Source organism: Chlorobaculum tepidum TLS, from assembly GCF_000006985.1.
In the GTDB taxonomy this organism is placed as follows: domain Bacteria; phylum Bacteroidota; class Chlorobiia; order Chlorobiales; family Chlorobiaceae; genus Chlorobaculum; species Chlorobaculum tepidum.
This window is the reverse complement of sequence record NC_002932.3, coordinates 1,660,492-1,683,285: the sequence shown is the minus strand read 5'-3', so window position 1 is coordinate 1,683,285 and position 22,794 is coordinate 1,660,492. Positions and strand designations below refer to the sequence as shown.

Below are 22,794 nucleotides of genomic sequence, written 5' to 3'. Positions count from 1 at the left end.
CATACAGCTCGGGAGGCTGTTTCAATCGTCCAAACCAGTTGCAAGCAAAAGACTTCATGCCTCGCTATACACCTGAACAGCTCGCCAAACGCAACGCATCGGTCTGGACCGACATCCAGATCATTCTCGCGCCCATACAGTTTTTCATCTTTCTTGGTGGCATAACGCTCAATACCCTTTACTATTTCAATCTGGCCGGCATCGATTTTTACTGGATCAGCATTGCCATTCTGTTCAAGACCCTCTTTTTCGCCATTCTCTTTATCACGGGCATGTTTTTCGAGAAGGAGATTTTCAACCATTGGATCTACTCCAAAGAGTTTCTTTGGGAGGATGTGGGCAGCACCGTAGCGGCCTTTTTCCACCTGCTCTATTTCGTGATGGCGTGGATGGAGTATCCAGAGCATGTGCTGGTCGTCGAGGCGTACATCGCATACCTGACCTATGTGCTCAACGCCTTGCAGTATCTGGTGAGGATCATTCTCGAAAAAAACAACGAACGAAAGCTGAAGGGGCAGGGGGCGATCTGATCTCCGTCCTGTTTTGCCGCTTGTCAGCATAGCTTGCGCCGATTATGAATTACAGTTTCAAGACGCTCTGGAATGCGATGTTTCTCGCTGTCGGGCCGGTCTGGTTCGTGCTTGTCTGGATGATCTGGTCATCCGGACAGCTCAAAACAGCGGAAGATCATACTCTTTTTCTTGGCCTGGTCATTCCGGGCTTTATCCTGATCTATGTGTCAGGTTTTCTGATCCAGAAGCGTCATGCGAAAAAAATACAGGGTCAGCATTCCTGAGCAGCGCATCGCAACTTTAACCGTGATTACAGGAATAGTTCAATCCTTATGAAGAATCTCTGGAACGAGTCCGATCTGAACATGATGGAGGCTGGCCGTATCGACGCCGCCGATACTCCCGCGGAACTGGTAGAGCTGGTCTATGCGTCGAGGCTGCTGGGCAAGGATGACCGGCTGGTCATGCACGGCGGCGGCAATACCTCCGTGAAGTGCGAACTGACCGATTTTATCGGCAACCATGTCAACGTCATCTTCATCAAGGCGAGCGGCGTCAATCTGGCGTCGGTCGATGCCGGAGATTTCACGCCGGTGCGCATCGATCCTCTCCGCAAGCTCCAAAAGATGTACGAGTCCGGGCAGCGGCACAGCGAGGAGGATATCCGCCGTTTCTCGACCAGGGAGTTCAAGAATTTCCTCTATCTCAACCTCTTTACCCTGACCGATCACATGGTGAGCCGGTCGCTAAGCCCGTCGATCGAGACGCTGCTCCACGCCTTTCTGCCACACCGCTACATTCTCCATACCCACTCGCTGGCCCTGCTCACGCTGAGCAACCAGACCGATGGCGAGCGTCTTTGCCGCGAGGCACTTGGCGATGGCTACGGACAGGTTCCCTACATCCAGCCTGGTCTCGGCCTGGCCAATCTCGCCCATGACGCATACGAGAAGAATCCCTCTATCGAGGGGCTCGTGCTGCACAAGCATGGTCTGGTGACCTTCGGTGATTCGGCCAAGGAGGCGTATGATCGCATGATCGACGGCGTCAACCGCATCGAGGAGCGCATCGCTTCCGCCGCCCGCAAGGTGTTCGCTTCGGCTCCGATGCCGACAGCGATCGCCAGCGTCGAAGAGGTTGCCCCCATTGTGCGCGGCGCGTGTTCGTTTGAGAAAACCCCCGGTGAGAAGGATTACCAGAGCTTCGTGCTTGAATTCAGAACCTCGCCCGCGCTGCTCGATTATCTCAAGATCGCCGACCTCGAAGCGTTCAGCAAAAAAGGGGCGATGACGCCGGATTTCATCATTCGCACCAAGAATCACCCCCTTGTGGCTCCGGCACCGGATGCCGCCGATCTTGAAGGGTTCGGCAAGGAACTCAGGGCGCGCGCCAAACGCTTCACGGAGGAGTATCGCAGCTACTTCGAGCGCCAGCAGCAGGCGACCGGCATGGATGTTTCCATGATCGATCCGATGCCGCGCGTGGTGCTGGTGCCGGGGCTGGGGCTGTTTGGCCTGGGCCTTTCGGCAGCCGACGCGAAGCTCACGGCGGATATCGCCGAGCACTCGGCGGTGGCGATGCTCGACGCCGAGTCGATCGGTTGCTTCGAGTCGATCTCCGAGAAGGAGGCTTTTGAGATCGAGTACTGGGATATGGAGCAGGCCAAGGTGCGCAAGAGCCATAACGGCGGCGAGTTCGCTGGCAAGGTGGCGCTCGTCACCGGCGGCGCGGGTGCCATCGGCCTTGCCACGGCGAAGGCGTTCAAGGCCAAAGGCGCGGAGATTGTCATCATGGATATCGATCCGGCCGCGCTCGAAAAGGCTGCGGCTGAACTCGGCTCCGGCACGCTCACGATTCCGTGCGACGTCACGAATGCCGCTGCGGTTCGCGAGGCGTTCGACACGGTCTGCCGCACCTTCGGCGGCCTCGACATCGTCGTCTCGAACGTCGGCGTCGCATGGCAGGGCAGAATTGGTGATGTCTCCGACGAGCTGCTCCGCAGGAGCTTTGAATTGAACTTCTTCTCGCACCAGACCGTTTCGCAGAACGCTGTCAGGATCATGCGCCGTCAGGGCATCGGTGGTGTGCTGCTTTACAACGTTTCCAAGCAGGCGGTCAATCCCGGTCCGGATTTTGGCCCGTACGGTCTGCCCAAAGCCGCGACGCTCTTTTTGCTCCGACAGTACGCGCTCGATCACGGGCGCGACGGTATCCGCGCCAACGGCGTCAACGCCGACCGCATTCGCAGCGGCCTGCTCACGCCGGAGATGATCAAGGCCCGTTCGGCGGCGCGCGGCCTTTCCGAAAGAGATTATATGGCCGGCAATCTGCTCGGCCTCGAAGTGTCGGCGGAGGATGTGGCGGATGCGTTCGTCCATCTGGCGCTCGAAACCAAGACGACCGGCTCGATCACCACGGTGGACGGAGGCAACATCGCCGCCGCGCTGCGGTAATCAATAGCGTAGCTTTTCATTTAAAACCATAACCGAACCAGGAGATCACACGATGGCGGAGTACGATAAGGACAAACAGGCGAAAGAGTATTACACCGACATTCCGGTCAATACCCACGGCTTTTTTCTTAAAGGCGCTCACTCGCTCGACTGGGGCATGAAGAACCGCCTTTCGAGGATTTTCCGTCCCGATACCGGCAAGACGGTGATGTTCGCCATCGACCACGGTTACTTCCAGGGGCCGACCACCGGCCTCGAACGCCCCGACGTGAACATCGTGCCGCTCATGAAGCACGCCGACGCCATCATGCTGACCCGCGGCATGCTGCGCACCACCGTGCCGCCGAGCCTCACCAAAGCGGTCGTCATGCGGTGCAGCGGCGGCCCGAGCATTCTCAAGGAGCTGTCGGACGAGGAGCTGGCCGTTGACATCGAGGACGCCATCCGCATGAACGTGGCCTGCATCACGCTTCAGGTCTTCATTGGCGGCGAGTACGAGACCCGTTCGATCCACAACATGACCAAACTGGTCGATATGGGCCTGCGCTATGGCATTCCGACGATGGCCGTGACCGCTGTCGGCAAGGACATGGTGCGCGACGCGAAGTACTTCCGCCTCGCCACCCGCATCTGCGCGGAACTTGGTGCTCAGATCGTCAAGACCTACTATGTGCCGGAAGATTTCGAGACCGTCATCGCCTCCTGCCCGGTGCCGATCGTAATGGCTGGCGGCAAGAAAATTCCCGAGCTCGACGCGCTGACCATGTCGTACAACGCTATTCAGGAGGGTGCGGCAGGTGTCGATATGGGCCGCAACATCTTCCAGAGCGACAATCCCGAAGAGATGATGCTCGCAGTCAACAAGATCGTTCACGAGGGATTCACCCCGAACGAAGCTTACGAGTACTTTAATACGCTCGTGGCCGCGAAGTGATTTCTGTGGCGGCGCTGTTCCGCCTTGATTGTCAACCGGGAGGCGGCTCCAGCCACCTCCCAAATTTTATAACTGTGCAGTGGCTGACCGGATCAAATTATGAATGCTGAAGACGTCAAAGGTTTTTTTGCTTCCAGGGAATCGCTCGACATGGAGCAATACCTCGTTCTCGACTACTACCTCGAATCTGTCGGGGATATAGAGACGGCGCTTGCCCATTTCTGCAGCGAGCAGTCAACTGCTCAGTGGAAGAGGGTCGGCGTCGATGAGGATTTCCGTTTGGTGCACGCCGCCAAGGTGATCGATTACGAGGTGATCGAGGAGCTTGAGCAGCTCAGCTATCCGGTCAAGCACTCCGAGACCGGCAAGATTCATGCCTGTCGCGTGACGATTGCTCATCCGCACTGCAATTTCGGGCCGAAGATTCCCAATCTTCTGACCGCCGTTTGCGGCGAGGGCACCTACTTCACGCCGGGCGTACCGGTGGTGAAGCTGATGGACATTCACTTTCCCGACACCTACCTCGCCGATTTCGAGGGGCCGAAGTTCGGCATCGAGGGGTTGCGCGACATTCTCAACGCTCACGGGCGTCCGATCTTCTTTGGGGTCGTCAAACCAAATATCGGTCTCAGTCCTGGGGAGTTTGCCGAGATCGCCTACCAGAGCTGGCTGGGCGGACTCGATATCGCCAAGGATGATGAGATGCTGGCCGATGTGACCTGGTCGAGCATCGAAGAGCGTGCGGCTCATCTCGGTAAGGCGCGGCGCAAGGCCGAAGCCGAGACCGGTGAACCCAAGATTTACCTGGCCAACATCACTGACGAGGTGGACAGCCTGATGGAGAAGCACGATGTTGCCGTACGCAACGGAGCCAATGCCTTGCTCATCAATGCGCTTCCGGTGGGACTGAGTGCCGTCCGGATGCTCAGCAACTACACGCAGGTGCCGCTGATCGGTCATTTTCCGTTCATTGCCTCGTTCAGCCGCATGGAAAAATATGGCATTCACTCCAAGGTGATGACCAAGTTGCAGCGCCTTGCCGGTCTCGACGCGGTGATCATGCCCGGCTTCGGCGATCGCATGATGACTCCCGAGGAGGAGGTGCTCGAAAACGTGATCGAGTGCACCAAACCGATGGGTCGCATCAAGCCGTGCCTTCCGGTGCCCGGCGGCAGCGATTCAGCGCTGACGCTTCAGACCGTGTATGAAAAGGTCGGCAACGTGGACTTTGGCTTTGTACCGGGGCGCGGCGTGTTCGGCCATCCGATGGGGCCGAAAGCTGGCGCCAAAAGCATCAGGCAGGCTTGGGAGGCTATCGAGCAGGGTATTTCAATTGAAACCTGGGCCGAGACCCATCCCGAACTCCAGGCCATGGTCGATCAAAGCTTGCTGAAGAAGCAGGACTGAAACGCGGCGCTGCCGGGGGCTGAAACGTGTCGTCATGAAACAGCTTGAGAACAGGGTCGCCGTTATCACCGGCTCGACCAAAGGCATCGGCAGGGCAATTGCCCGCGAGTTCGTCCGGCAGGGAGCCAAGGTGGTTATTACCTCCAGCCGTCAGGAGAATGTCGAAGCCGCCCTCCGCGAATATCCCAAAGATTTGGTTCATGGCCACGTCAGTGACGTGTCGTCATATGCCAGCGTCGAGTCGCTCGTCGATGCCGCCGTTCGGCGGTTCGGCGCGCTTGACTGCTTTATCAACAACGCCGGAATCTCCGACCCTTTCACCAGCGTCTGCGACAGCGATCCGGCGGTGTGGAGCCGCGTGATCGACACCAACCTCAAGGGTACCTACAATGGCAGCCGGGCCGCCGCCCGCTACTTCCTGTCGGTAGGCAGGCGCGGCAAAATTATCAATATGGCTGGATCGGGCACCGACAAAGGTTCGAACACCCCTTTTATTTCGGCCTACGGCTCGACCAAGGCGGCCATTGCTCGCTTCACCTTTGCCATGGCTGAAGAGTACCGCAACGCCGGTCTTTCGATCATGCTGCTCCATCCAGGCCTGGTCAGGACAGAGATCAATCATCCGGAGCGGACGACGCCCGAACTGCAAAAGCAGCTCAAAACCTTCAATATCATTCTCGACATCTTCGCACAAAGCCCCGATCTGGCCGTGCGATATGCTGTCAAAATGGCATCTTCGTGGAGCGACGGCAAGACGGGACTCTATCTCTCCGCGCTTGACGGAAAACGCAAGAAGATGATGCTTCTGAGCTATCCGTTTCGTAAACTGTTCAACAGAATCGACCGGCAAACTTATTAATCACGACAGCCATGCGCAAGACGACCGGAACTCTTTTCGTGCTTCTTACACTTGTGACGCTCATTTTGCAGGGATGCTACAGCTTTTCTGGCGGAGCGCTTCCCCCGCATTTGCACACGGTCGCCGTGCCGCTGTTCGATGACACCACACAGGCCGGTATTGCGGAGTTCAGGGAGGGCATTACCCGAAGTCTCATCAACAAGATCGAATCGCAGAGTACGCTTTCGATCGAGCCAGATCCATCACGCGCCGATGCGGTGCTGAAGGGCGCAATCGTCTCCTACAGCGACGAACCAAGCCAGCTCGGCAGCGCTACGGAGCGAGCAGTGACCAACCGGATCACCATTGTGCTGCAAGCTGATTTCGACGACCAAGTCAAAAACAGCAAGCTCTTCTCGCAAACCTTCGTCGGCTTCGCCGATTACCAGACCGGAAATTACACCGCTCAGCAAACCGCTATCCAGAGCGCCTACAACATGGCCTTAGACGACCTGTTCAATCAGATGATCTCGAACTGGTGAGAAGAGCATTATGAATTATGAATGCTGAATGATGAATTGAAGAGGGGGTGGCGGGTTTTTGCCAGATCGGTCGGATCAGTCCGATTCGTCTGATCTGACCAATCTGAAAAACCGGCTTTACTTTTTCTTTGCCTCGACCTGGCTTTTGAGCCAAGTGACTGCAAGGTCTTTGGCGGCGTGCAGGAGTTCCACGCCGATGGCTCCCACGGCGACTCCGATTTGCGAGGGCTGTTTTTGCTGGGGAGCATGAGCTGCCTGAGGCGCGCTCTCTGCCGAAGGTTGAATGGCTGCGGCGCGAGGTTTTCTGCCGAAGAGCGACCGGATCACGCGGCCCGCAACAATGCCGGTAACGAAGGAGGCTCCGGCTGCCTCCACCGGGTGCCGCTTGAGCATCTCCATCGGTGACAGCTCCGCCTGCAAATCCTCTTTCAACTGCCGGGTTCGTTTCCTGATCTGTTCCCCGCGTTCGTTTATCGTCTGTTCCAGCTCGTCGATTCTCGACTGGATGTTTTTGATCGGGTCATTTGCTTTAGTCATTGGCGGAGAGAAGAATTTTATGGATGAAGTTCTTCAGCGCATTCGGCTTGACTTTGGTAAAGAATGCAAAAGTCAGGATAAATACCATGCTTACAAGGAGATAACCAAGCCAGACGTGGCCGAAGAGTTCGCCAAAAAGCAGGGCGATGGTGGTGATCAGGTAGGCCACGCCAATCATGAGCACGACGAGCAGCAGCACGAAAGCGCTGACCAGCGCCACCTTTTCGGTCAGTTCTATTTTGAATAGCTCAAGTTTGGCGTCGATGATCGCCTTCAGGTCATCGATGGTTGAACTCACCGTGCTGTCGATCAGTCCGGGAATGCCTTTTCTTTGGCGCTCCCGCTCCTCTTTACGGTTAACGTTGGTAGGCTCCTGTTTCATCCGGCTCATGCGATCATAGGTTTCCTGTTATTTCCTTTTCAGCAGAAAGCCAAGAAACATGCCGGCGCCGAGGGCGTAGAAGAACGAGTTCACCGGATTTTCCGTGATATAATCGCGAGCCTTGTCGCGAGCGTCAAGCATTTTTTCCCAGGTTTCGCTCTCCTTGAATTCGCTGAAAGCTTCCGAAACTTTCTGGCTGATCTTCCTGAACGGCTCAGGAATTTCATCATGAACAGCAGGGCCAGTTTTGGGCTGCTCCTGGGAAGTATCGTTGACCGGTATCTGATGTTCCATGGTAGTGGATGGAATAATAGGTTTGCGGGCTGATTACTGCTTGAATATAAAAAAATAACGGAAGAGGAAGGCGGAGCCGGGGACAAGATCAGACATATCCAGCCGATCGGTCGGATAGGCAAGCCGGGCCGCCGCTCAGAACAACATCCGCCCGCCGTCCACGTTGATCACCTGGCCGGTGATGTATTCGGTTTCCATCAGGAACCGGATTGCCATGACGATGTCCATCGGGTCGCCGAGGCGCTCCAGCGGGATTTTGCCGACAAGGTCGGCTTCCGGCTCCTCGTCGCGCCCGGAGTAGGCCGAGATGGTGCCCGGCGCAATGGAGTTGACAAGAATTTTTGGAGCCATTTCCTTGGCGAAAATTCTCGTGAGGTGCTGGATGCCCGACTTCGAGACCGTGTACGGCGCGTAGTTGCGCCAAACGAGATTTGCTGAAATATCGGTCATCGTGATGATGCGTGAGACGAACGGCTGTTTCAGCATGATCCGCGAAGCCTGTTGCATCGTGAAGAATGCACCTTTGAGATTGGTATCGACGAGGCTGTCCCATTCCGGTTCGGTCACGTCGAGCAGGGGAGTGCGGAAAAAGTTTGAGGCGCTTGTGATGAGCAGGTCGAGGCGGTTGAAGTGCTCGCTGAAGATCGCGAATGCCTTTTCGATCTCGGCGATGTTCGAAACGTCGCACCGCACCATCTGCGATTCTGGGCTGACCCAGCGGATTTTTTCAAGCGTTTCCTTTGCCTTCTTCTCCGAGTGCTGCCAGGTGAAAAAGATTGAATAGCCCTGCCCGGCGATAGCGAGTGCGATTTCACTTCCGAGCTTGCCAGAAGCTCCGGTCATGAAGCACACCTTTTTTCCTGAAACGCTCATGGTGGTAAAAGCTGGTTGAGATGGCGTTTTCTTCAAGGTAATAAAAAATATGCCCTATAAATCCTATAGGACTTGTAGGGCATAGAGGAGAAGGATTGGGAGCGCGCAGCCCGATTGCTCAATCCACGCCGATGATTACGCTCGATGCCTTGAAGATGGCGCAGGCGTGGCTGCCTTCGGCGAAGCCGAGCTTCTCGGCGCTGCCGTGGGTGATGACCGCCGACAGCACCTCGCCGACGCCGATCTCCAGATCGACCTCGCAGCTCACCGGCCCGTCGATCACGCGGGTCACGGTGCCGCAAAGGATGTTCCGGGCGCTCATTTTCGCGTCGTGCAGATTGGTGCCGAGAATGACCGTGCTCGCCTTGATGATGGCGCTGGCCGCCATACCCTCTTGCAAGCCGAGCCTTTCGACAGCTCCGATGGTGACGATCGATACAATCGGAGTGCCGCTGGCGAGCGTGATGGTCACTTCGGCGTTGACCGCGCCCTTGACGATCGACGAGATGGAGCCTTTGAAGATGTTGCGTGCACTGATGTTCATGGTGTTACTCCTGATAGGGATTGGTGGAGCTAAGCGTTGTTGAGATGATGCATTGAAAGCTGCATGGCGTATCCTGCGGCGGTGAACCGAATTTTCTCGTTTCCGGGCCGGTTCTTGTCAAGCGTCTGGATGCGCGAATACATGGGGTCAAATCGATCTGTTGGCTCTGTTATAACGCACTGCTTAAAATAATGAAATTTTTCTTTTACGGCAATGGATGAGATTAAGAAACCTTAATTTTTTAATAAGAAAAGCTGTTTTCTGTAAATTTATATACCAATAGGTAGGAATTGTTTGAATAATGGTGAAGATGTCGCAAATTCTGACAAGAAAAGTACTTCACCTCTTTTTTTGTCAGGCGTTATATTTTTTAGGAAATAATGAAAGCCGTAAAGTGATTCATCAGATGGCGGAGCATGGAGAAAACAGGGTTCTGATTGTCGGCGCGGGGCCGGGCGATCCGGAGCTGCTGACGGTGCGCGGCGCGGCGGCCATCCGCGAGGCCGATGTCATTCTCTACGACTGCGGGACGGTCGAGCCGGTACTCGCGCTGGCATCCGAACGCGCCGCGATTGTTCGCGTGGATCGTTCGCCATATGAAACCGGCGAGGGGCGTCGCGAACAGACGCCGATGATCGTGGTGATTCGGGAGTATCGTGATCGTGGCTTGCGCGTCGTGCGGCTGAAAACCGGCGATCCGTCGCTGTTCGGCGGCGAAGTTGATGAGGGCGACGTGCTCACGCGGCTCGGCATTCCGTGGGCCGCTATTCCCGGCATCTGTGCCGGAGCGGCGGCGGCGAGCGCCTACGCCCTGCCGATCAGCCGCAAGTTCGAGAGCGACGCCGTGCTCAACCTCATCGCCGCCGCGATCACCGACGACTTCGCGCTCATCCGCGATGCCGCACACTTGCTCGGCCATGGCGCGACGGTCGTGCTCTACATGGCGACGGCGAATCTGCCGGGTATCCTCCGGACTTTTCGTGAAGCGGGCGTGCCTGATGCAATGCCGGTCGTGGCGGTGAGCAAGGCCGGATGGCCGGATGAGGCGTTTGCGCGGACGACTCTTGGCGAGCTAACGGCGGCTGGTTGTTCGATCGCCCTGCCGGAGCCGGTGGTGTACCATATCGGGCGGTACGTGAGAGTTCGGAACGTTCCTGCGGGATCGCAAGAGTTTTTTGTCAAGGCCCCCGAAAACGCCGGGTAGCCCCTTTTTTTGTACAGCATTATATATTAAGAGTTATAACGAAATCAACCATATCCATGAAGAAAGCAGTATTGATGGTGTTGCTGCTGGCCGCGGTCAGGCCGGCAATTGCAGCCGAAACCATTGCATCGAGCGACCAGAGCGCCACGCCGGTTTTCACGGCGGGCGAGATCGTCGTCACGGGCAAGAGTGCCAACTCCTCCGAAACGGTTCCCGCCGCCGAGATGGAAATGCTCGACAAGCAGAATCTCTCCGAAGCCGCCGATCTTCTGCCGGGCGTCACGATCAGTAATGTCGGCGGGCGCAATGAAGGGATGATCTACGTGCGCGGCTTCGACATGCGCCAGGTGCCGCTCTACCTCGACGGCGTTCCGCTCTACGTGCCGTACGACGGCTATGTCGATCCGAACCGCTTTTTGACGATGAACCTGTCGGAAGTCAGCGTTTCCAAAGGCTTCACCTCGGTGCTGTACGGCCCGAACACGCTTGGCGGCGCGATCAACATGGTCAGCCGCAAGCCGGAAAAAAAGCTTGAAGGCAACGTTAGCGCTGGCGGATCGATGGGCAACGACGAGATCGACGCCGGATTTGAAAGCGTCAACATCGGCTCGAATCAGGGCAAGTGGTACGTGCAGGCCGGGCTTTCCGTGCTGAGTCGCGACTTCATGCCACTCTCCTCCTCGTTTGAACCTGTCGCGAACGAAGACGGCGGCGAGCGTGGCAACTCCGATACCCGTGACCGGAACGCCACGATCAAAATCGGTTACACACCCAACAGCACGGACGAGTACTCCATCACCCTCAACAGCCAGCACTCGGTCAAGGGCGTGCCGCTTTATACCGGATCGAATCCGAACAACAAGAGCCGCTTCTGGCGCTTCACCAACTGGGACAAAACCAGCCTGTACTACATCGGCCGCACCAGCCTCGGCGAGAAGAGCTACCTGAAAACGCGGGCCTATTTCGATAATTATTACAACACGCTCGAAAGCTACGATGACGCTACCTACACCACTCAGCATAGCAATAAAGCTTTTTCGAGCCGCTATGATGACCACACGGTCGGCGGTTCGGTGGAGTTCGGCACCAGCATCGCGCAGAGCGACATCCTCAAAGTCGCGCTGCACGACAAGTACGACATGCACAACGAAATCGGTAACACCGGCGAGGAGCCGCTGAAGTTCGCGGACAACACCTTCTCGATTGCCGTCGAGAACACCTGGAATGCCTCGAAAAATCTCACGCTCATCGCCGGTGTCCGTCAGGATTTCCGCTCCACCATCGAGGCGCAGGAGTTCACCGACAACACTCATACGGCCATCCATTCGTTCGATCTCGAAGACAACCGGGCAGCCAACGCGCAGCTCGCCATGGTCGGGCATCTGGACGCCTGCAACACGCTGACCAGCTATGTGGCGCGGACGACGCGCTTTCCCACGCTGAAGGATCGCTACTCCTACCGGATGGGCAGGGCGATTGCCAACCCCGGCCTCGATCCTGAACAGAGCCTGAACTACGGTCTCGATTACGCTTTTACACCCTCCGGAAAATTTTCGCTTCACGCGTCGGTTTACCGGAGCAAGCTCGACGACACCATCCAGCAGGTCAACAATGTCGCCTATGATACGGCGACCAGCACCTGGCTCTGGCAGATGCAGAATACCGGCAAGTCAACCTTCACCGGCTTCGAATATTCAATGGACTGGCAGCCGGAAGCGTGGCTGAAAGCGCATGTGGCCTACAGTTACATCGACCGGCAGAACGACAGCAATCCCGATCTGGTCTTTACCGATGTGCCGAAGCACAAGCTCAATGGCTCCGTGCAGTTCCTGTTGAACAAGGAGACCTGGGTGCTTGTCGAGAGCGAATACAACACGAAGCGTTACAGCACCAGCGACGGGAAGTACACGGCATCGCCTTATGGCCTCCTGAATCTGCACATAAACGCCGGGCTGACCGACGCGCTCTCGCTTCATGCGGCGGTCAACAATCTCTTCGACCGCAACTACGAGGTCGCGGAGGGGTATCCGGAAGCCGGGCGCGAGTATATCGCGTCGATGAATTACGCATTCTGAGCAGCTCGATGAAAGGAGTACCGCTGATTCTCGTCTGCCTCTTCGCGCTTGGCGGCGCGAGCCTGCTCTCGCTCGGCGTGGGGCGCTATCCTGTCTCGCCGCTCGCGATTCTTTCGTGGCTCCTGACAGGCAGGAGCGCCGACTCGAACCTTCCGGTGGTGCTGCTCAACATCCGCCTGCCGCGGCTGATTGCTGCCATCGCGGCCGGAGGAGCGCTGTCGCTCTCCGGCGCGGCGTATCAGGGGCTGTTCCGCAATCCGATGGTGAGTCCCGACATTCTCGGCGTCTCGTCCGGCTCCGGTTTCGGCGCGGCGCTGGGGATTCTCTTTTCGCTGCCGGTGGCCGCCGTGCAGGCGCTGTCGCTGGCGGGCGGCATCACCGCCGTGTTCGCCGCAGTGCTGGTCAGCCGCGCCATCGGGCGAAACGGCGATTCGGTGCTGGTACTCGTGCTGTCGGGCATCGTGATCTCGTCGCTCTTCGGGGCCCTGCTCTCGCTGCTCAAGTACATCGCCGATCCGCTCGACAAGCTGCCCGCCATCACCTACTGGCTCATGGGCAGCTTCGCCGACATCCGCACGGGCGAACTTGGCGCAGCGGTGGCGATGGTGTTCGCGGGCGCGATTCCGCTGCTGCTCGTGAGCTGGCGGCTGAACGTGCTCTCGTTCGGCGAGGAGGAGGCCCGCTCGCTCGGCCTGCACACCGAACGGATGCGCGTCGCCGTGATCCTCTCGGCGACGCTCGTGACGGCGAGCATGATTTCCATCTGCGGCATCATCGGCTGGGTCGGCCTCGTCGTGCCGCACATCTCGCGGTTTCTCGGCGGAGCGAACCACCGGCGGCTCATGCCGGTCTCGTTCCTCGTCGGCGCGGCCTTCATGGTGGCGGTCGATACGGTCGCCCGCTCGGCGGCGTCGGTGGAGATTCCGGTCGGCATCATCACGGCGGTGCTTGGTGCGCCCTTTTTCATCTGGATCATGAAACGCTCATCGCTACGCGCATGGTGAAGCTCAAGGAACAGTCGATTGCCCTGCGGAACGCCGGACTTGGCTACAACGGCAGGGCGATTCTGAACAATGTCGATCTGGAGATTGAGCCGGGCGAAATCATCTGCCTGCTCGGCCAGAACGGCGCGGGCAAAACCACGCTGTTCAGGACGATGCTCGGCTTCATCGCTCCGGTTAATGGCTCGGTGACGCTTGCGGGTCGCGAAGTCTCTCGCCTTTCGCCGACGGAGATTGCGCGTATCGTCTCCTACGTGCCGCAATCCTACGCCATGCCGTTCGCCTATCCGGTAAGTGATGTGGTGCTTTTCGGCCGGAGCGCGCATCTCGGCCTCTTCGCCTCGCCGGGAGCGCGTGATCGCCGGATTGCGGCGGAGTGCCTCGAACTGCTCGAAATCGGTCATCTCGCCAGTCGCCCGTTCAACGAGTTGAGCGGCGGCGAGCGGCAGATGGTCGTCATTGCGCGGGCGCTGGCGCAGGAGGCGCGGTTCATGATTCTCGACGAACCGGCCTCGAACCTCGACTACGGCAACCAGGTGCGGCTGCTCCGCAAAGTCAGGGCGCTTGCCGGGCGCGGCATCGGCATTCTGATGGCGACGCACCACCCCGACCACGCCTTCATGGCGGCCTCGCGCGTGGCGGTGCTTTCCGGCGGCAAGCTGAGCCACGACGGCCCGCCCGAAGCGACGCTCACCCCGGATACGCTGCGGAGCATCTACGGCGTCGAGGTGCAGGTGTTCGACACCCCGCAAAACGGCCACGCCAGCCGAAGGGTCTGCGCTCCGGTGGTGGAGTAGGGGGGAGGGATTGGGCTAAAGCCCTTACTTACTATGCGTTATCTGCATACCCCGGACTGAAGTCCGGGGCAATTGTCAAGAGTTTGAAAGGGCAGAGCAAAAAACAGGAGGAGGCGGATGACTTTGGAAAAGTGAGTTTTCCAAAATTGCCTTGTCCCGAATGCTTTCGGGACGGGGTTCAAGGCACAAAAAAATCATGGGCTTCAGCCCAAAATCTTGCTCGACAACCTTCGCGAGTCGTTGTTGTTAGAGCAATAACAAAACGCTATAAAACAATGAGTTACACTATGAATGCGGCGGAGTTCAACGAGAAGATCATGAAGGGCCATTTCCGCAAAATCTATCCGGTCATCGCCGCGCAGATCGTCGAGCGGACGGGCGTGCGTTCCGGGCGCTGCGTCGATCTCGGCGGCGGGCCGGGGATGCTCGGCGTCTGTCTGGCTAAAATCACCTCGCTGACTGTGACGGTGGTCGATCTCATGCCGGAGTGCGTCGAGCTGGCCCGCGAGAACAGTGCCGAAGCGGGCGTCGCCGAGCGCGTTGATGTCGTGCAGGGGGTGGCCGAAGCGTTGCCGTTCGATGACGCATCGATCGATCTGGTAGTGAGCCGGGGTTCGATCTTTTTCTGGGAGGATCAGCAAAAAGGGCTTGCCGAGGTGTATCGCGTCCTGCGGCCCGGCGGCTGGGCGTGGATCGGCGGTGGCTTCGGCACGGCGGAGCTGCTGCGCGAAATCGAGGCAGCCAAAGCCGACGATCCCGAGTGGAACCGCAAGCGCAGGGAGCGTATGACGCAGAATCCGCCCGAGCACTTCAGAGCGATACTCGAACGGCTCGGCATCGATGGCGTCGTGGAGCATCAGGAGGCCGGAACCTGGATCATTTTCCGCAAACCTGCGGAGGTGGAAGCATGAGAGCCGCATCGACTCGCACCCTCCTCTGGCTTCTGCCGTTCTTCCTGCTGTTGCTGGCAGCCTGCCAGCCGTCCGGCGGCAAGAAGCCCGATGCGGCGACGCGCGAGGTGGTCGATATGGCCGGGCGGCGCATGACGGTTCCCGTCACCATCGATCGGGCCTACGCAACGCGACCCGGCAGCGTGACGCTCTACGCCGTCGCGCCCGACCTGATGGTGAACCGCTCGCTCTGGATGACCGACGGCGCGGAACGCTTCATGAGTCCCGCGTATCTCAAACTGCCGTTCTCGGATGGTTCAGCCGAGGAGATCGTCAAGCTTCATCCCGACGTCATCATCTCCTACTTTGCGATCAATCCGCAAAGCATCGACCAGGCCGACCGGCTCAGTCAGCGAACCGGCATTCCGGTCTTCATGGTCGATATGGAGATGAAGCGCTACCCCGAAGCGTTCGCGGCGATGGGCGAGCTGCTCGGCAGGCAGGAGCAGGCGGCGAAGATGACGGCATACATCGAAAAGTGGCTGCTGCCGGTGTTCGCCAAAGCTGCCCAGATTCCCGTCAGCCAGCGGAAGCGAGTCTATTACGCCGAAGGCAATCGTGGCCTGAACACCGATCCATCGGGATCGTTCCACAGTCAGATCATCGATCTGGTCGGCGCGACCAACGTCGCCCAGGTCAACCGGCTCTCCGGCAAGGGGATGAGCGCCGTGTCGATGGAGCAGGTCTTGCAATGGAATCCCGACGAGGTGATCGTCTGGACGGGCATGGGGCCGTCGATGACCACCTATCGCGCCATCGCCGCCGATCCGCTCTGGCAGCGGGTTCCCGCCGTCCGCAAGGGGCGCATCCACCAGATTCCGTTTCTCCCCTTCGGCTGGTTTGACCGCCCGCCGGGCACGAACCGGATTCTCGGAGCGCTCTGGCTCGCCCAATTGGTTTATCCCGAGGTCTATCACATCGATCTCGAAACTGCTACCAGAGAGTACTTCACCATTTTCTTTCACCGCGACCTGACCGACGCCGAGCTGCGCGAGGTGTTGCACCCTTTCGCCTTCACGGATGTCGCGCCGGTACAGAGCGCAAAATCAAAACCGGGACATGATGAAACCAGTCGATAAGATGGACAAGGACGGCAACGTCCTCGCGGTGTGCAGCCAGCCGCCGCTGCACCGCCGAACCACGGGCAACGGCGTGCCGCTCATCAAAAAGGGGGCGATCAACTTCTACATGAACATGCCCTGCCCGCTCAAGGTGGCCTGCAAGATGGCCATCGGCGAATTCGCGGCGCTCTACAACGCCTCGCACGAAACGCCGATCTACTCGCCGATGCTGCTCGATGGCGACACCAAAGGGATCGAGGGCGAACTGAAAGCGGCGATGAGCGAGGATGAATTGCCCGAGGTGCTCGTAGCTTCCGGCCTGCACACGGTGATGGCGAAGGGGTTCCGCGAGCGCTTCATCGAGAGCGGGATTTACGAGGGCGTGACGAGCCAGGCGGCGCTCGCGCGGATGCCGGAGTCGTACCGCAAGCTGGTGACGGAGCACAACATCGGCCTGTTCAGCACCGGCTTCTGGAGCGTGGTGTGCGACCTGTCGCTCGAAACCATCGTGCCCTACCCGAGGCGCTGGACGGATCTGGTCGATCCGCTCTACAAAGACCTCATCACGGTGCATGGCTACAACGGCAAGGCGAGCATCGCCGCGCTTTTGCTGCTTCTCCGGGAGCAGCTCGGCAGCCGCGCCGTGACCGACTTCGCGGGCAACATCCGCAACATCTGGCACTTCGCCGAAATCCTCAAGCGCATCGATTCAGCGGAGCCGCGCCGCACGCTTTTCAACCTGCTGCCGAACGCCGCCACGGTGCAGATGCCGTCGAAGAAGCGGGCGGCGATCCTCGAATTCGAGGACGGCCCGGTGCTCGCCCCGATGCTCATGTACGTCAAGCGCTCGCGGAAGGAGGAGTGCCAGCCGCTCGTGAACTTCATGCACAGCAACGTCATCCGGCAAGCGCTGCGCCGTGGCGATTTTCACCTTGCCGACGAGTTCGACTGGACGCAGCCCTTCAGCTTCCCGTCATGGGAGTTCCTGCTCCAAAACGACTACGAAACCCTGAGCGCCGCGCTCGATGTCGAGTTGAAGAAAGGGCTGCGGGAGGATGTGTCCAGCTCGTGATAGCTCGTTATAGGTCATATAACTCATTCAGGAGAAAGAAGTTGCTTCAAACCATTTTTCATTTCGGCTTCAAGAGAATCACCATCACACCATGAAACTTGTTACCATATCCGGCCCTCCGTCTTCCGGCAAGACCGCCGTGCTTGCCGGAGTCATTCGCGCCATGATGGCCTCCGGGCTTAAGGTCGGGGCGCTCAAGTATGACTGTCTCGCCACCAATGACGACGACGTGTTTCGCGCCATTGGCGTGCCTGTCCAGACCGGGCTGTCGGGTAATCTCTGCCCCGACCACTACTTCGTGAGCAATATCGAGGAGTGTCTCGACTGGGGCATTCGCGAAGGCTTCGATTTTCTGCTCTCCGAGAGCGCGGGCCTCTGCAACCGCTGTGCGCCGCATATTAAGGGAGTGCTCGCCGTCTGCGTCATCGACAACCTCATGGGCGCGACCACGCCGAAAAAGATCGGGCCAATGCTCAAGTATGCCGACATCGTGGTCATTACGAAAGGCGATATCGTCTCGCAGGCCGAACGTGAGGTGTTCGCCTTTCAGGTGCGCCGCGCCAATCCGCGCGCCAAAATCATGCACGTCAACGGCATTACCGGGCAGGGCGCGGGCGAACTCGCATCGCAATTCCTGCTTGCCCCCGAAACCACCTGCCTCGACGGATCGCGCCTGCGCTTCTCCATGCCAGCAGCGCTTTGCTCCTATTGCCTCGGCGAAACGAGGATCGGCATGGAGTTTCAGCTCGGTAACGTCAAAAAAATCAAAATGAGCGAGGAGCCTGCCCGATGAAGTTGCTTGAACGAACCATTGCGGAAATTTACGAAGAGATTCCCGAGGTGTCGATGTTTCTTGGCGACTACGGCCTCGACCCGCTCGAACGCGGCATTCCGCTCGGCCACTGGCTCGAATCGTTGCCCGAGGAGATATACGAAGACATCGGCATCGATCGCGAGGGGCTGGTGGAGAATCTCGAAGAGTACCTTCGCCAGCTCGAGATGATGCAACTCGGCAAGCTCCCGCCGGTCGGCGACATCACCATCATCGGCGGCCACGACAAGAGCGGCACGCCTGAAGAGGTGCGCTTGACGCTCACGCGCGGCTCGGTGACGAGCATCGTTGGCCCGACCGGCTCGGGCAAGAGCCGCCTGCTTGCCGACATCGAATGGATGGCGCAGAACGACACGCCGACAGGTCGCCGGATTCTCGTCAACGGCGAGCTGCCCGACACCGATCTGCGCTTCTCGCTCGAATACAAGCTGGTGGCGCAGCTTTCGCAGAACATGAACTTCGTCATGGACACTACGGTTGCCGAGTTCGTCGCCATGCACGCCGAGAGCCGCATGGTGGAGCGTGTCGAGGAGGTGGTGCGCGAGATCGTCACGCAGGCAAACCTGCTGGCGGGCGAGCCTTTTGAGGCTACGACGCCCGTTACCTCACTCTCCGGTGGCCAGTCGAGGGCGCTGATGATCGCCGACACCGCCTTCCTCAGCTCCTCGCCTGTCGTCTTGATCGACGAAATCGAGAATGCAGGCATCGATCGCAAAAAAGCGCTCTCACTCCTGGTCCGGAAAGAGAAGATCGTGCTCATGGCCACCCACGACCCGATTCTGGCGCTGATGGCCGAGCGTCGTCTGGTCATCAGAAACGGCGGCATCCTCAAGGTGATCACGACGACACCGAAGGAAAAAGAGAACCTCGAAAAGCTCGAAGCCCTCGACAACCGCCTTCTCGCGCTTCGCACAAGGCTCCGCAGTGGCGAGCTGATCGAAGACGCGGGGTAATCCCTCGTGTACCGATGATTTGTCGTGAATGCCGATCAGACTCATTTTTTATCCATCGTTATAACTGTAAAAACATATCGTTCATGAATGTACTGAATTCCCGATCCTGCCGGATACTTATGGTGGCGGCTATCATCGGTTCCGCAAGCTCGCAGGCTTGGGCCGCTGATACCGTTCCAGGCTGGACGGCTGACGAAATTGTCATTACTGCTACCCGAACTGAAAACCCTGTCTCCAAACTGCCAATGGCCGTCGAGGTGATCACCCGGCAGGAGATTGAAGAGAGCGGCTCCCTGAATCTTGCCGACGTGCTTGCGGAGGCGGAGGATGTCAATGCTCTCGAACCGGTGAACGGACGGCTTGGCGTGGCAAAATTACGCGGCCTTGGTAGCAGCCTGACGCTGGTGCTCATCGATGGCTACCGGTTGCAGTCCGGGTTTCAGGGCTACTCCGACCTGCGTGAAATTCCGGCCGGTATGATCGAGCGCATCGAAATCGTCAGGGGTTCCGGCTCGGCGCTCTACGGCAGCGATGCGGTGGGCGGCGTCATCAACATCATCACCCGCAAGCCGACGAAGGATTTGCATGGTGGCCTGTCAATTTCCGGGGGCGAGAGCCGCGCCGGAGAGGCGGGCACTGTCGAGACCGATGGTTGGGTGAGCGGTTCGGCGGGCAAGCTCGGCTTCGCGGTGGCTGGGACCTATTACGATCGTGACCGTTACGACCGCGACCAGTCCGACCTCATGACCGATGGCGACGACCGTCGCATCGCCTCCGGATCGGCCTCGCTGACCTGCGACCTGACGCCGGGTGTGAAACTGACCGGCGGTATCGTCTATGCCGACAACTCGCTCGATGGCATCCGTACGCAAAACTCGGGTGATTTCGACCGCTGGGTGGATAGCGACCGCCTGCTTGTGCATGCCGGAGCGGAAATAAAAACAGGCGAAGAGTCGAACCTTTCGTTGAAGGTTGCCCGCAGCACCTACGACTGGCGGTCAGACATGGACAATCACGACGGCGTGCCGACCGTCACCAGCGCAACAGCATCCGGCACCACGACGACCACTGAAACGACGATGGCCAGCCGCACGAAGGTGTCGCAGGATTACGACCAGTTCGATGCTCGCTGGACGGGGCGCATCGCCGAAGTCCATCGCCTGACTACCGGAGTTGAATATCGTACCGAGACGCGCACGGATTCGGGCAGCACCGTCACGACAAAGGTGGTCACCAAAACCGGATTGGTCAACAGCGGGCCGACAACGATGGTGGCGACAGACAAGACGGATATTTCGCACGATGTCGATAATCTCGGCCTCTACCTCCAGGACGAGTTCACCGGCTTGAAGCCGCTGACGATCATCGCCGGTGTGCGGTACGACGACCATTCCGATTTCGGTTCGGAGTACAGCCCCAAGGTTGCGGTGCTTTTGCCCGTCGATTCGCATCTCAAACTGCGGGCTTCATACGGCGAGGGCTTTCGTGCGCCATCGATTTACGAACTCTACACCGGTTCGCTGACGACCAGAAGAAGCATCGTCCTGTCGAATCCCGATCTCAAAGCTGAACGCTCGAAGACTTGGGAGGTTGGCGCTGACTTTTCACGGGGTGGTTTCAACGCAGGTGTGACCGCTTTTCGCAACGAGGTCAGGAACATGATTTCGCTGGTGCTGGCCGATGACACCACCACGCCCGACACCTACCAGTACCAGAACCTCTCGAAAGCGATGACGCGCGGCATCGAAATCAGCGCATCGCTCGCGCTGCCGCACGGCTTCACGCTCTCCGACCGGGTCAGCTTTCTCGATACGGAGAACCTCGATACCGGCGAAGCGCTGTTCTTCGCGCCCGATGTCGCCAATGTTCTCCGGCTCGATTACGCCAATAGCCGGTTCGGCCTGAAAGGCAACGTCAGAGTTGTCTCCACCGGCACGCAGTACAGCTCGGCGGATGAGAAGATTTCCGGCTACACGCTCGTGAACTGCTACCTCTCCAAATCGGTCTCGAAACACGCCGAGTTGTTCGCCGGAGTCGATAACCTCTTCAACGACGACGCCAATACCGGATATGGCAACAACGAAGGCGCGGGCGCAATGGGTACCTATTTCTATGGTGGTTTGAATTTCAAACTGTAATTGATGACGACAATGAAAAACATCCGGAAGGCATGTTCATCTCTTCTGATGCTGGTTGTGCTTTTCTCCTTCTGTGGCTTGCAGGCAGAACCTGCGCAATCTGGCCCCGGCGAGGTGAAGGTTTTTGGGCTGGTGGAGCATCCGCTGACGCTTACCGTCGAATCGCTTCGGAGGATGAAGCCTGTCGAGAAAGGCGCGACGGCGATTGTTTGCGATTCCGGCCAGACGAAGCAGACAATGAGGAGCTTCAAGGGGGTGCTGCTTCGCGACATTCTCGATTCGACCAAAGTGGTGATGCCAAATCCGCGCGAGCGCGGCGAGTACTACGCGCTCGTCCGCTCGTTGGATGGTTACAACGTCATCTTCACGATGAACGAGCTTCGCTACGGCGTTGCAGGCGATGGCGCGTGGCTGGTATTCGAGGAGAATGGCAAGCCGGTCGAAACGGGCGGCCCGTTCGTCATCTTTTGCGACAACGACCGGGCCAACGGCCCGCGCCACGTGAAGATGGTCGAAAGCATCGAGGTCTCGAAAGTCAACGCCGCGCCGTAAAACGGGCGCTTATTTTTCACTCTTTCGTGAGGATTTCCGGAGGAGTGGACTGATTGTGAGGTGCGAAAAACTTTGGCTTTCCGATAGTGAAATTGAATACAAGAGAGAGTTTTTCCAGTAAATTATACGGTTAGTGTTGTATAGTGTTTGCAGTTCCTCTCATAACTAGTTCACAACGGGAGAGCGTTATGTCATTGATTACGGTCGATCTGCTGAAAGTGGCATTGCCTGACTGCAAGAAGCCGGAGGAGTGGGTTGCGGCGTTGATTCCTGCGTTAGAAAAATATGCCATTAACAGCGAAGCGCGCGTGGCGTCGTTTCTGACTCAATACCGGGCATGAGTCAAATCACCTGAACGTGCTCGAAGAGAAGCTTTCCTACTCTGCGGCTCGCTTGATGAAGGTGTGGCCGAAACGATTTCCCACCCTCGCCATAGCCGAGAAGTATGAACGAAATCCGGAAAAGCTCGCGAATTATGTGTATGCAAACAGAATCGGCAATGGCCCGGAGTCGTCCGGCGATGGCTACCGGTTCCGGGGGCGCGGCCTGATTCAGCTTACCGGGCGCTCGAATTACGAGTCTGCCTCGAAAGCGCTTGGCATAGATTTACTGAACCATCCCGATCAGCTGACCGAACCGGCGGTTGCCGCGATGTCCGCCGCGTGGTTCTGGGCGTCACACGGCCTTAATGAGCTTGCCGATGATCGCACGGGCGATAACGATCTCGAAGATTTCACCACGATCACCAAAATAATCAATGGCGGCACGGTCGGTCTTCAGGAGCGCTTCAAACTGTTCAAAGCTGCGGAAACCGCGTTGATCGCCTGATATTTTTGGGTGAAG

The 22,794-nt window shown here is 58.3% G+C and carries 25 protein-coding genes; 20 read left to right on the top strand and 5 right to left on the bottom strand.

The features are described 5' to 3' along the window. Positions 1-56: 56 nt before the first annotated feature. The 7 genes from bchF to AYT24_RS07990 all read left to right on the top strand — a co-directional run bounded on the left by bchF (position 57) and on the right by AYT24_RS07990 (position 6,686). Complete coding sequence (gene bchF / locus AYT24_RS08020) at positions 57-530, top strand: 2-vinyl bacteriochlorophyllide hydratase (protein ID WP_164927085.1); 474 nt, start codon at positions 57-59, stop codon at positions 528-530. A gap of 44 nt (positions 531-574) precedes the next feature. Further along, the gene (locus AYT24_RS08015; RefSeq protein WP_010933435.1) at positions 575-796 is read left to right on the top strand and encodes a hypothetical protein; all 222 of its coding nucleotides are present in this window, start codon (positions 575-577) and stop codon (positions 794-796) included. Positions 797-844: 48 nt separating this feature from the next. Further along, positions 845-2,965 carry a bifunctional aldolase/short-chain dehydrogenase gene (locus AYT24_RS08010; protein WP_164927084.1) on the top strand — a complete coding sequence of 707 codons (2,121 nt, stop codon included), beginning with the start codon at positions 845-847 and terminating at the stop codon, positions 2,963-2,965. Between the two features lie 52 nt (positions 2,966-3,017). Then, positions 3,018-3,899 carry a 3-hydroxy-5-phosphonooxypentane-2,4-dione thiolase gene (gene lsrF / locus AYT24_RS08005; RefSeq protein WP_010933433.1) on the top strand — a complete coding sequence of 294 codons (882 nt, stop codon included), beginning with the start codon at positions 3,018-3,020 and terminating at the stop codon, positions 3,897-3,899. A gap of 99 nt (positions 3,900-3,998) precedes the next feature. Beyond that, a complete protein-coding gene (locus tag AYT24_RS08000) occupies positions 3,999-5,306 on the top strand; it encodes a RuBisCO large subunit C-terminal-like domain-containing protein (protein ID WP_010933432.1) in 1,308 nt (435 codons plus the stop codon). A 34-nt stretch (positions 5,307-5,340) separates the two neighbouring features. Then, on the top strand, positions 5,341-6,165 hold the full coding sequence (locus AYT24_RS07995) for an SDR family NAD(P)-dependent oxidoreductase (RefSeq protein WP_010933431.1): 825 nt from the start codon (positions 5,341-5,343) through the stop codon (positions 6,163-6,165). 11 nt (positions 6,166-6,176) lie between these two features. Continuing rightward, a complete protein-coding gene (locus AYT24_RS07990) occupies positions 6,177-6,686 on the top strand; it encodes an LptE family protein (RefSeq protein WP_010933430.1) in 510 nt (169 codons plus the stop codon). A 117-nt stretch (positions 6,687-6,803) separates the two neighbouring features. On the opposite strand, the gene AYT24_RS07985 is transcribed toward AYT24_RS07990, so the two are convergent. From AYT24_RS07985 to AYT24_RS07965, 5 genes are all read right to left on the bottom strand, one after another. Beyond that, positions 6,804-7,223, bottom strand: coding sequence for a hypothetical protein (locus tag AYT24_RS07985; RefSeq protein WP_010933429.1), 420 nt, complete (start codon positions 7,221-7,223; stop codon positions 6,804-6,806). After that, complete coding sequence (locus AYT24_RS07980; protein ID WP_010933428.1) at positions 7,216-7,614, bottom strand: phage holin family protein; 399 nt, start codon at positions 7,612-7,614, stop codon at positions 7,216-7,218. The genes AYT24_RS07985 and AYT24_RS07980 overlap by 8 nt, the downstream gene beginning before the upstream one ends. An 18-nt stretch (positions 7,615-7,632) precedes the next feature. Continuing rightward, on the bottom strand, positions 7,633-7,899 hold the full coding sequence (locus AYT24_RS07975; protein ID WP_010933427.1) for a DUF883 family protein: 267 nt from the start codon (positions 7,897-7,899) through the stop codon (positions 7,633-7,635). Between the two features lie 135 nt (positions 7,900-8,034). Then, positions 8,035-8,772, bottom strand: a complete 738-nt coding sequence (locus AYT24_RS07970; protein WP_010933426.1) for an SDR family NAD(P)-dependent oxidoreductase — start codon at positions 8,770-8,772, stop codon at positions 8,035-8,037. 118 nt (positions 8,773-8,890) lie between these two features. Further along, positions 8,891-9,316, bottom strand: coding sequence for a TOBE domain-containing protein (locus AYT24_RS07965; protein ID WP_010933425.1), 426 nt, complete (start codon positions 9,314-9,316; stop codon positions 8,891-8,893). A gap of 406 nt (positions 9,317-9,722) precedes the next feature. Here AYT24_RS07965 and AYT24_RS07960 point away from each other — a divergent pair, with 406 nt between their 5' ends. The 13 genes from AYT24_RS07960 to AYT24_RS07905 all read left to right on the top strand — a co-directional run bounded on the left by AYT24_RS07960 (position 9,723) and on the right by AYT24_RS07905 (position 22,779). Then, complete coding sequence (locus AYT24_RS07960; protein WP_164927083.1) at positions 9,723-10,520, top strand: uroporphyrinogen-III C-methyltransferase; 798 nt, start codon at positions 9,723-9,725, stop codon at positions 10,518-10,520. Positions 10,521-10,576: 56 nt separating this feature from the next. Further along, positions 10,577-12,595 (top strand): TonB-dependent receptor plug domain-containing protein, encoded by a 2,019-nt coding sequence (locus AYT24_RS07955; protein ID WP_010933422.1) that lies wholly within the window; start codon positions 10,577-10,579, stop codon positions 12,593-12,595. 8 nt (positions 12,596-12,603) lie between these two features. Then, the gene (locus AYT24_RS07950) at positions 12,604-13,599 is read left to right on the top strand and encodes a FecCD family ABC transporter permease (RefSeq protein ID WP_010933421.1); all 996 of its coding nucleotides are present in this window, start codon (positions 12,604-12,606) and stop codon (positions 13,597-13,599) included. Then, positions 13,593-14,393, top strand: coding sequence for an ABC transporter ATP-binding protein (locus AYT24_RS07945; RefSeq protein WP_010933420.1), 801 nt, complete (start codon positions 13,593-13,595; stop codon positions 14,391-14,393). The genes AYT24_RS07950 and AYT24_RS07945 overlap by 7 nt, the downstream gene beginning before the upstream one ends. A 275-nt stretch (positions 14,394-14,668) precedes the next feature. Further along, the gene (locus tag AYT24_RS07940; RefSeq protein ID WP_164927082.1) at positions 14,669-15,304 is read left to right on the top strand and encodes a class I SAM-dependent methyltransferase; all 636 of its coding nucleotides are present in this window, start codon (positions 14,669-14,671) and stop codon (positions 15,302-15,304) included. After that, positions 15,301-16,422 (top strand): ABC transporter substrate-binding protein, encoded by a 1,122-nt coding sequence (locus AYT24_RS07935; RefSeq protein WP_010933418.1) that lies wholly within the window; start codon positions 15,301-15,303, stop codon positions 16,420-16,422. Before AYT24_RS07940 ends, AYT24_RS07935 begins: the two co-directional genes overlap by 4 nt. Further along, on the top strand, positions 16,403-17,476 hold the full coding sequence (locus tag AYT24_RS07930) for an ABC transporter substrate-binding protein (RefSeq protein WP_226986799.1): 1,074 nt from the start codon (positions 16,403-16,405) through the stop codon (positions 17,474-17,476). Before AYT24_RS07935 ends, AYT24_RS07930 begins: the two co-directional genes overlap by 20 nt. A gap of 91 nt (positions 17,477-17,567) precedes the next feature. Then, complete coding sequence (locus AYT24_RS07925; RefSeq protein ID WP_010933416.1) at positions 17,568-18,269, top strand: GTP-binding protein; 702 nt, start codon at positions 17,568-17,570, stop codon at positions 18,267-18,269. Further along, positions 18,266-19,261, top strand: a complete 996-nt coding sequence (locus tag AYT24_RS07920; protein ID WP_010933415.1) for an ATP-binding cassette domain-containing protein — start codon at positions 18,266-18,268, stop codon at positions 19,259-19,261. Before AYT24_RS07925 ends, AYT24_RS07920 begins: the two co-directional genes overlap by 4 nt. A gap of 83 nt (positions 19,262-19,344) precedes the next feature. Continuing rightward, positions 19,345-21,399, top strand: a complete 2,055-nt coding sequence (locus AYT24_RS07915) for a TonB-dependent receptor plug domain-containing protein (protein ID WP_164927081.1) — start codon at positions 19,345-19,347, stop codon at positions 21,397-21,399. Between the two features lie 3 nt (positions 21,400-21,402). Continuing rightward, positions 21,403-21,951: a molybdopterin-dependent oxidoreductase gene (locus tag AYT24_RS07910; RefSeq protein WP_010933413.1), complete on the top strand. Its 549-nt coding sequence runs from the start codon at positions 21,403-21,405 to the stop codon at positions 21,949-21,951. A 188-nt stretch (positions 21,952-22,139) separates the two neighbouring features. After that, on the top strand, positions 22,140-22,292 hold the full coding sequence (locus AYT24_RS10555; RefSeq protein WP_226986798.1) for a hypothetical protein: 153 nt from the start codon (positions 22,140-22,142) through the stop codon (positions 22,290-22,292). 16 nt (positions 22,293-22,308) lie between these two features. Next, positions 22,309-22,779 (top strand): glycoside hydrolase family 19 protein, encoded by a 471-nt coding sequence (locus AYT24_RS07905; RefSeq protein WP_226986797.1) that lies wholly within the window; start codon positions 22,309-22,311, stop codon positions 22,777-22,779. Positions 22,780-22,794: the final 15 nt, after the last annotated feature.

Excerpts from the sequence above, each read along its gene's own strand:
- AYT24_RS07930 (WP_226986799.1), top strand. The coding sequence starts at position 16,403 with ATGATGAAACCAGTCGATAAGATGGACAAGGACGGCAACGTCCTCGCG.
- AYT24_RS07925 (WP_010933416.1), top strand. The coding sequence starts at position 17,568 with ATGAAACTTGTTACCATATCCGGCCCTCCGTCTTCCGGCAAGACCGCC.
- AYT24_RS08000 (WP_010933432.1), top strand. The coding sequence starts at position 3,999 with ATGAATGCTGAAGACGTCAAAGGTTTTTTTGCTTCCAGGGAATCGCTC.
- AYT24_RS07975 (WP_010933427.1), bottom strand. The coding sequence starts at position 7,899 with ATGGAACATCAGATACCGGTCAACGATACTTCCCAGGAGCAGCCCAAA.
- AYT24_RS07915 (WP_164927081.1), top strand. The coding sequence starts at position 19,345 with ATGAATGTACTGAATTCCCGATCCTGCCGGATACTTATGGTGGCGGCT.
- AYT24_RS07950 (WP_010933421.1), top strand. The coding sequence starts at position 12,604 with ATGAAAGGAGTACCGCTGATTCTCGTCTGCCTCTTCGCGCTTGGCGGC.
- AYT24_RS07965 (WP_010933425.1), bottom strand. The coding sequence starts at position 9,316 with ATGAACATCAGTGCACGCAACATCTTCAAAGGCTCCATCTCGTCGATC.
- AYT24_RS07960 (WP_164927083.1), top strand. The coding sequence starts at position 9,723 with ATGGCGGAGCATGGAGAAAACAGGGTTCTGATTGTCGGCGCGGGGCCG.
- AYT24_RS08015 (WP_010933435.1), top strand. The coding sequence starts at position 575 with ATGAATTACAGTTTCAAGACGCTCTGGAATGCGATGTTTCTCGCTGTC.
- AYT24_RS07990 (WP_010933430.1), top strand. The coding sequence starts at position 6,177 with ATGCGCAAGACGACCGGAACTCTTTTCGTGCTTCTTACACTTGTGACG.
- bchF (WP_164927085.1), top strand. The coding sequence starts at position 57 with ATGCCTCGCTATACACCTGAACAGCTCGCCAAACGCAACGCATCGGTC.
- AYT24_RS08010 (WP_164927084.1), top strand. The coding sequence starts at position 845 with ATGAAGAATCTCTGGAACGAGTCCGATCTGAACATGATGGAGGCTGGC.
- AYT24_RS07995 (WP_010933431.1), top strand. The coding sequence starts at position 5,341 with ATGAAACAGCTTGAGAACAGGGTCGCCGTTATCACCGGCTCGACCAAA.
- AYT24_RS07985 (WP_010933429.1), bottom strand. The coding sequence starts at position 7,223 with ATGACTAAAGCAAATGACCCGATCAAAAACATCCAGTCGAGAATCGAC.
- AYT24_RS07920 (WP_010933415.1), top strand. The coding sequence starts at position 18,266 with ATGAAGTTGCTTGAACGAACCATTGCGGAAATTTACGAAGAGATTCCC.
- lsrF (WP_010933433.1), top strand. The coding sequence starts at position 3,018 with ATGGCGGAGTACGATAAGGACAAACAGGCGAAAGAGTATTACACCGAC.
- AYT24_RS10555 (WP_226986798.1), top strand. The coding sequence starts at position 22,140 with ATGTCATTGATTACGGTCGATCTGCTGAAAGTGGCATTGCCTGACTGC.
- AYT24_RS07955 (WP_010933422.1), top strand. The coding sequence starts at position 10,577 with ATGAAGAAAGCAGTATTGATGGTGTTGCTGCTGGCCGCGGTCAGGCCG.
- AYT24_RS07980 (WP_010933428.1), bottom strand. The coding sequence starts at position 7,614 with ATGAGCCGGATGAAACAGGAGCCTACCAACGTTAACCGTAAAGAGGAG.
- AYT24_RS07970 (WP_010933426.1), bottom strand. The coding sequence starts at position 8,772 with ATGAGCGTTTCAGGAAAAAAGGTGTGCTTCATGACCGGAGCTTCTGGC.
- AYT24_RS07945 (WP_010933420.1), top strand. The coding sequence starts at position 13,593 with ATGGTGAAGCTCAAGGAACAGTCGATTGCCCTGCGGAACGCCGGACTT.
- AYT24_RS07940 (WP_164927082.1), top strand. The coding sequence starts at position 14,669 with ATGAGTTACACTATGAATGCGGCGGAGTTCAACGAGAAGATCATGAAG.
- AYT24_RS07935 (WP_010933418.1), top strand. The coding sequence starts at position 15,301 with ATGAGAGCCGCATCGACTCGCACCCTCCTCTGGCTTCTGCCGTTCTTC.
- AYT24_RS07910 (WP_010933413.1), top strand. The coding sequence starts at position 21,403 with ATGACGACAATGAAAAACATCCGGAAGGCATGTTCATCTCTTCTGATG.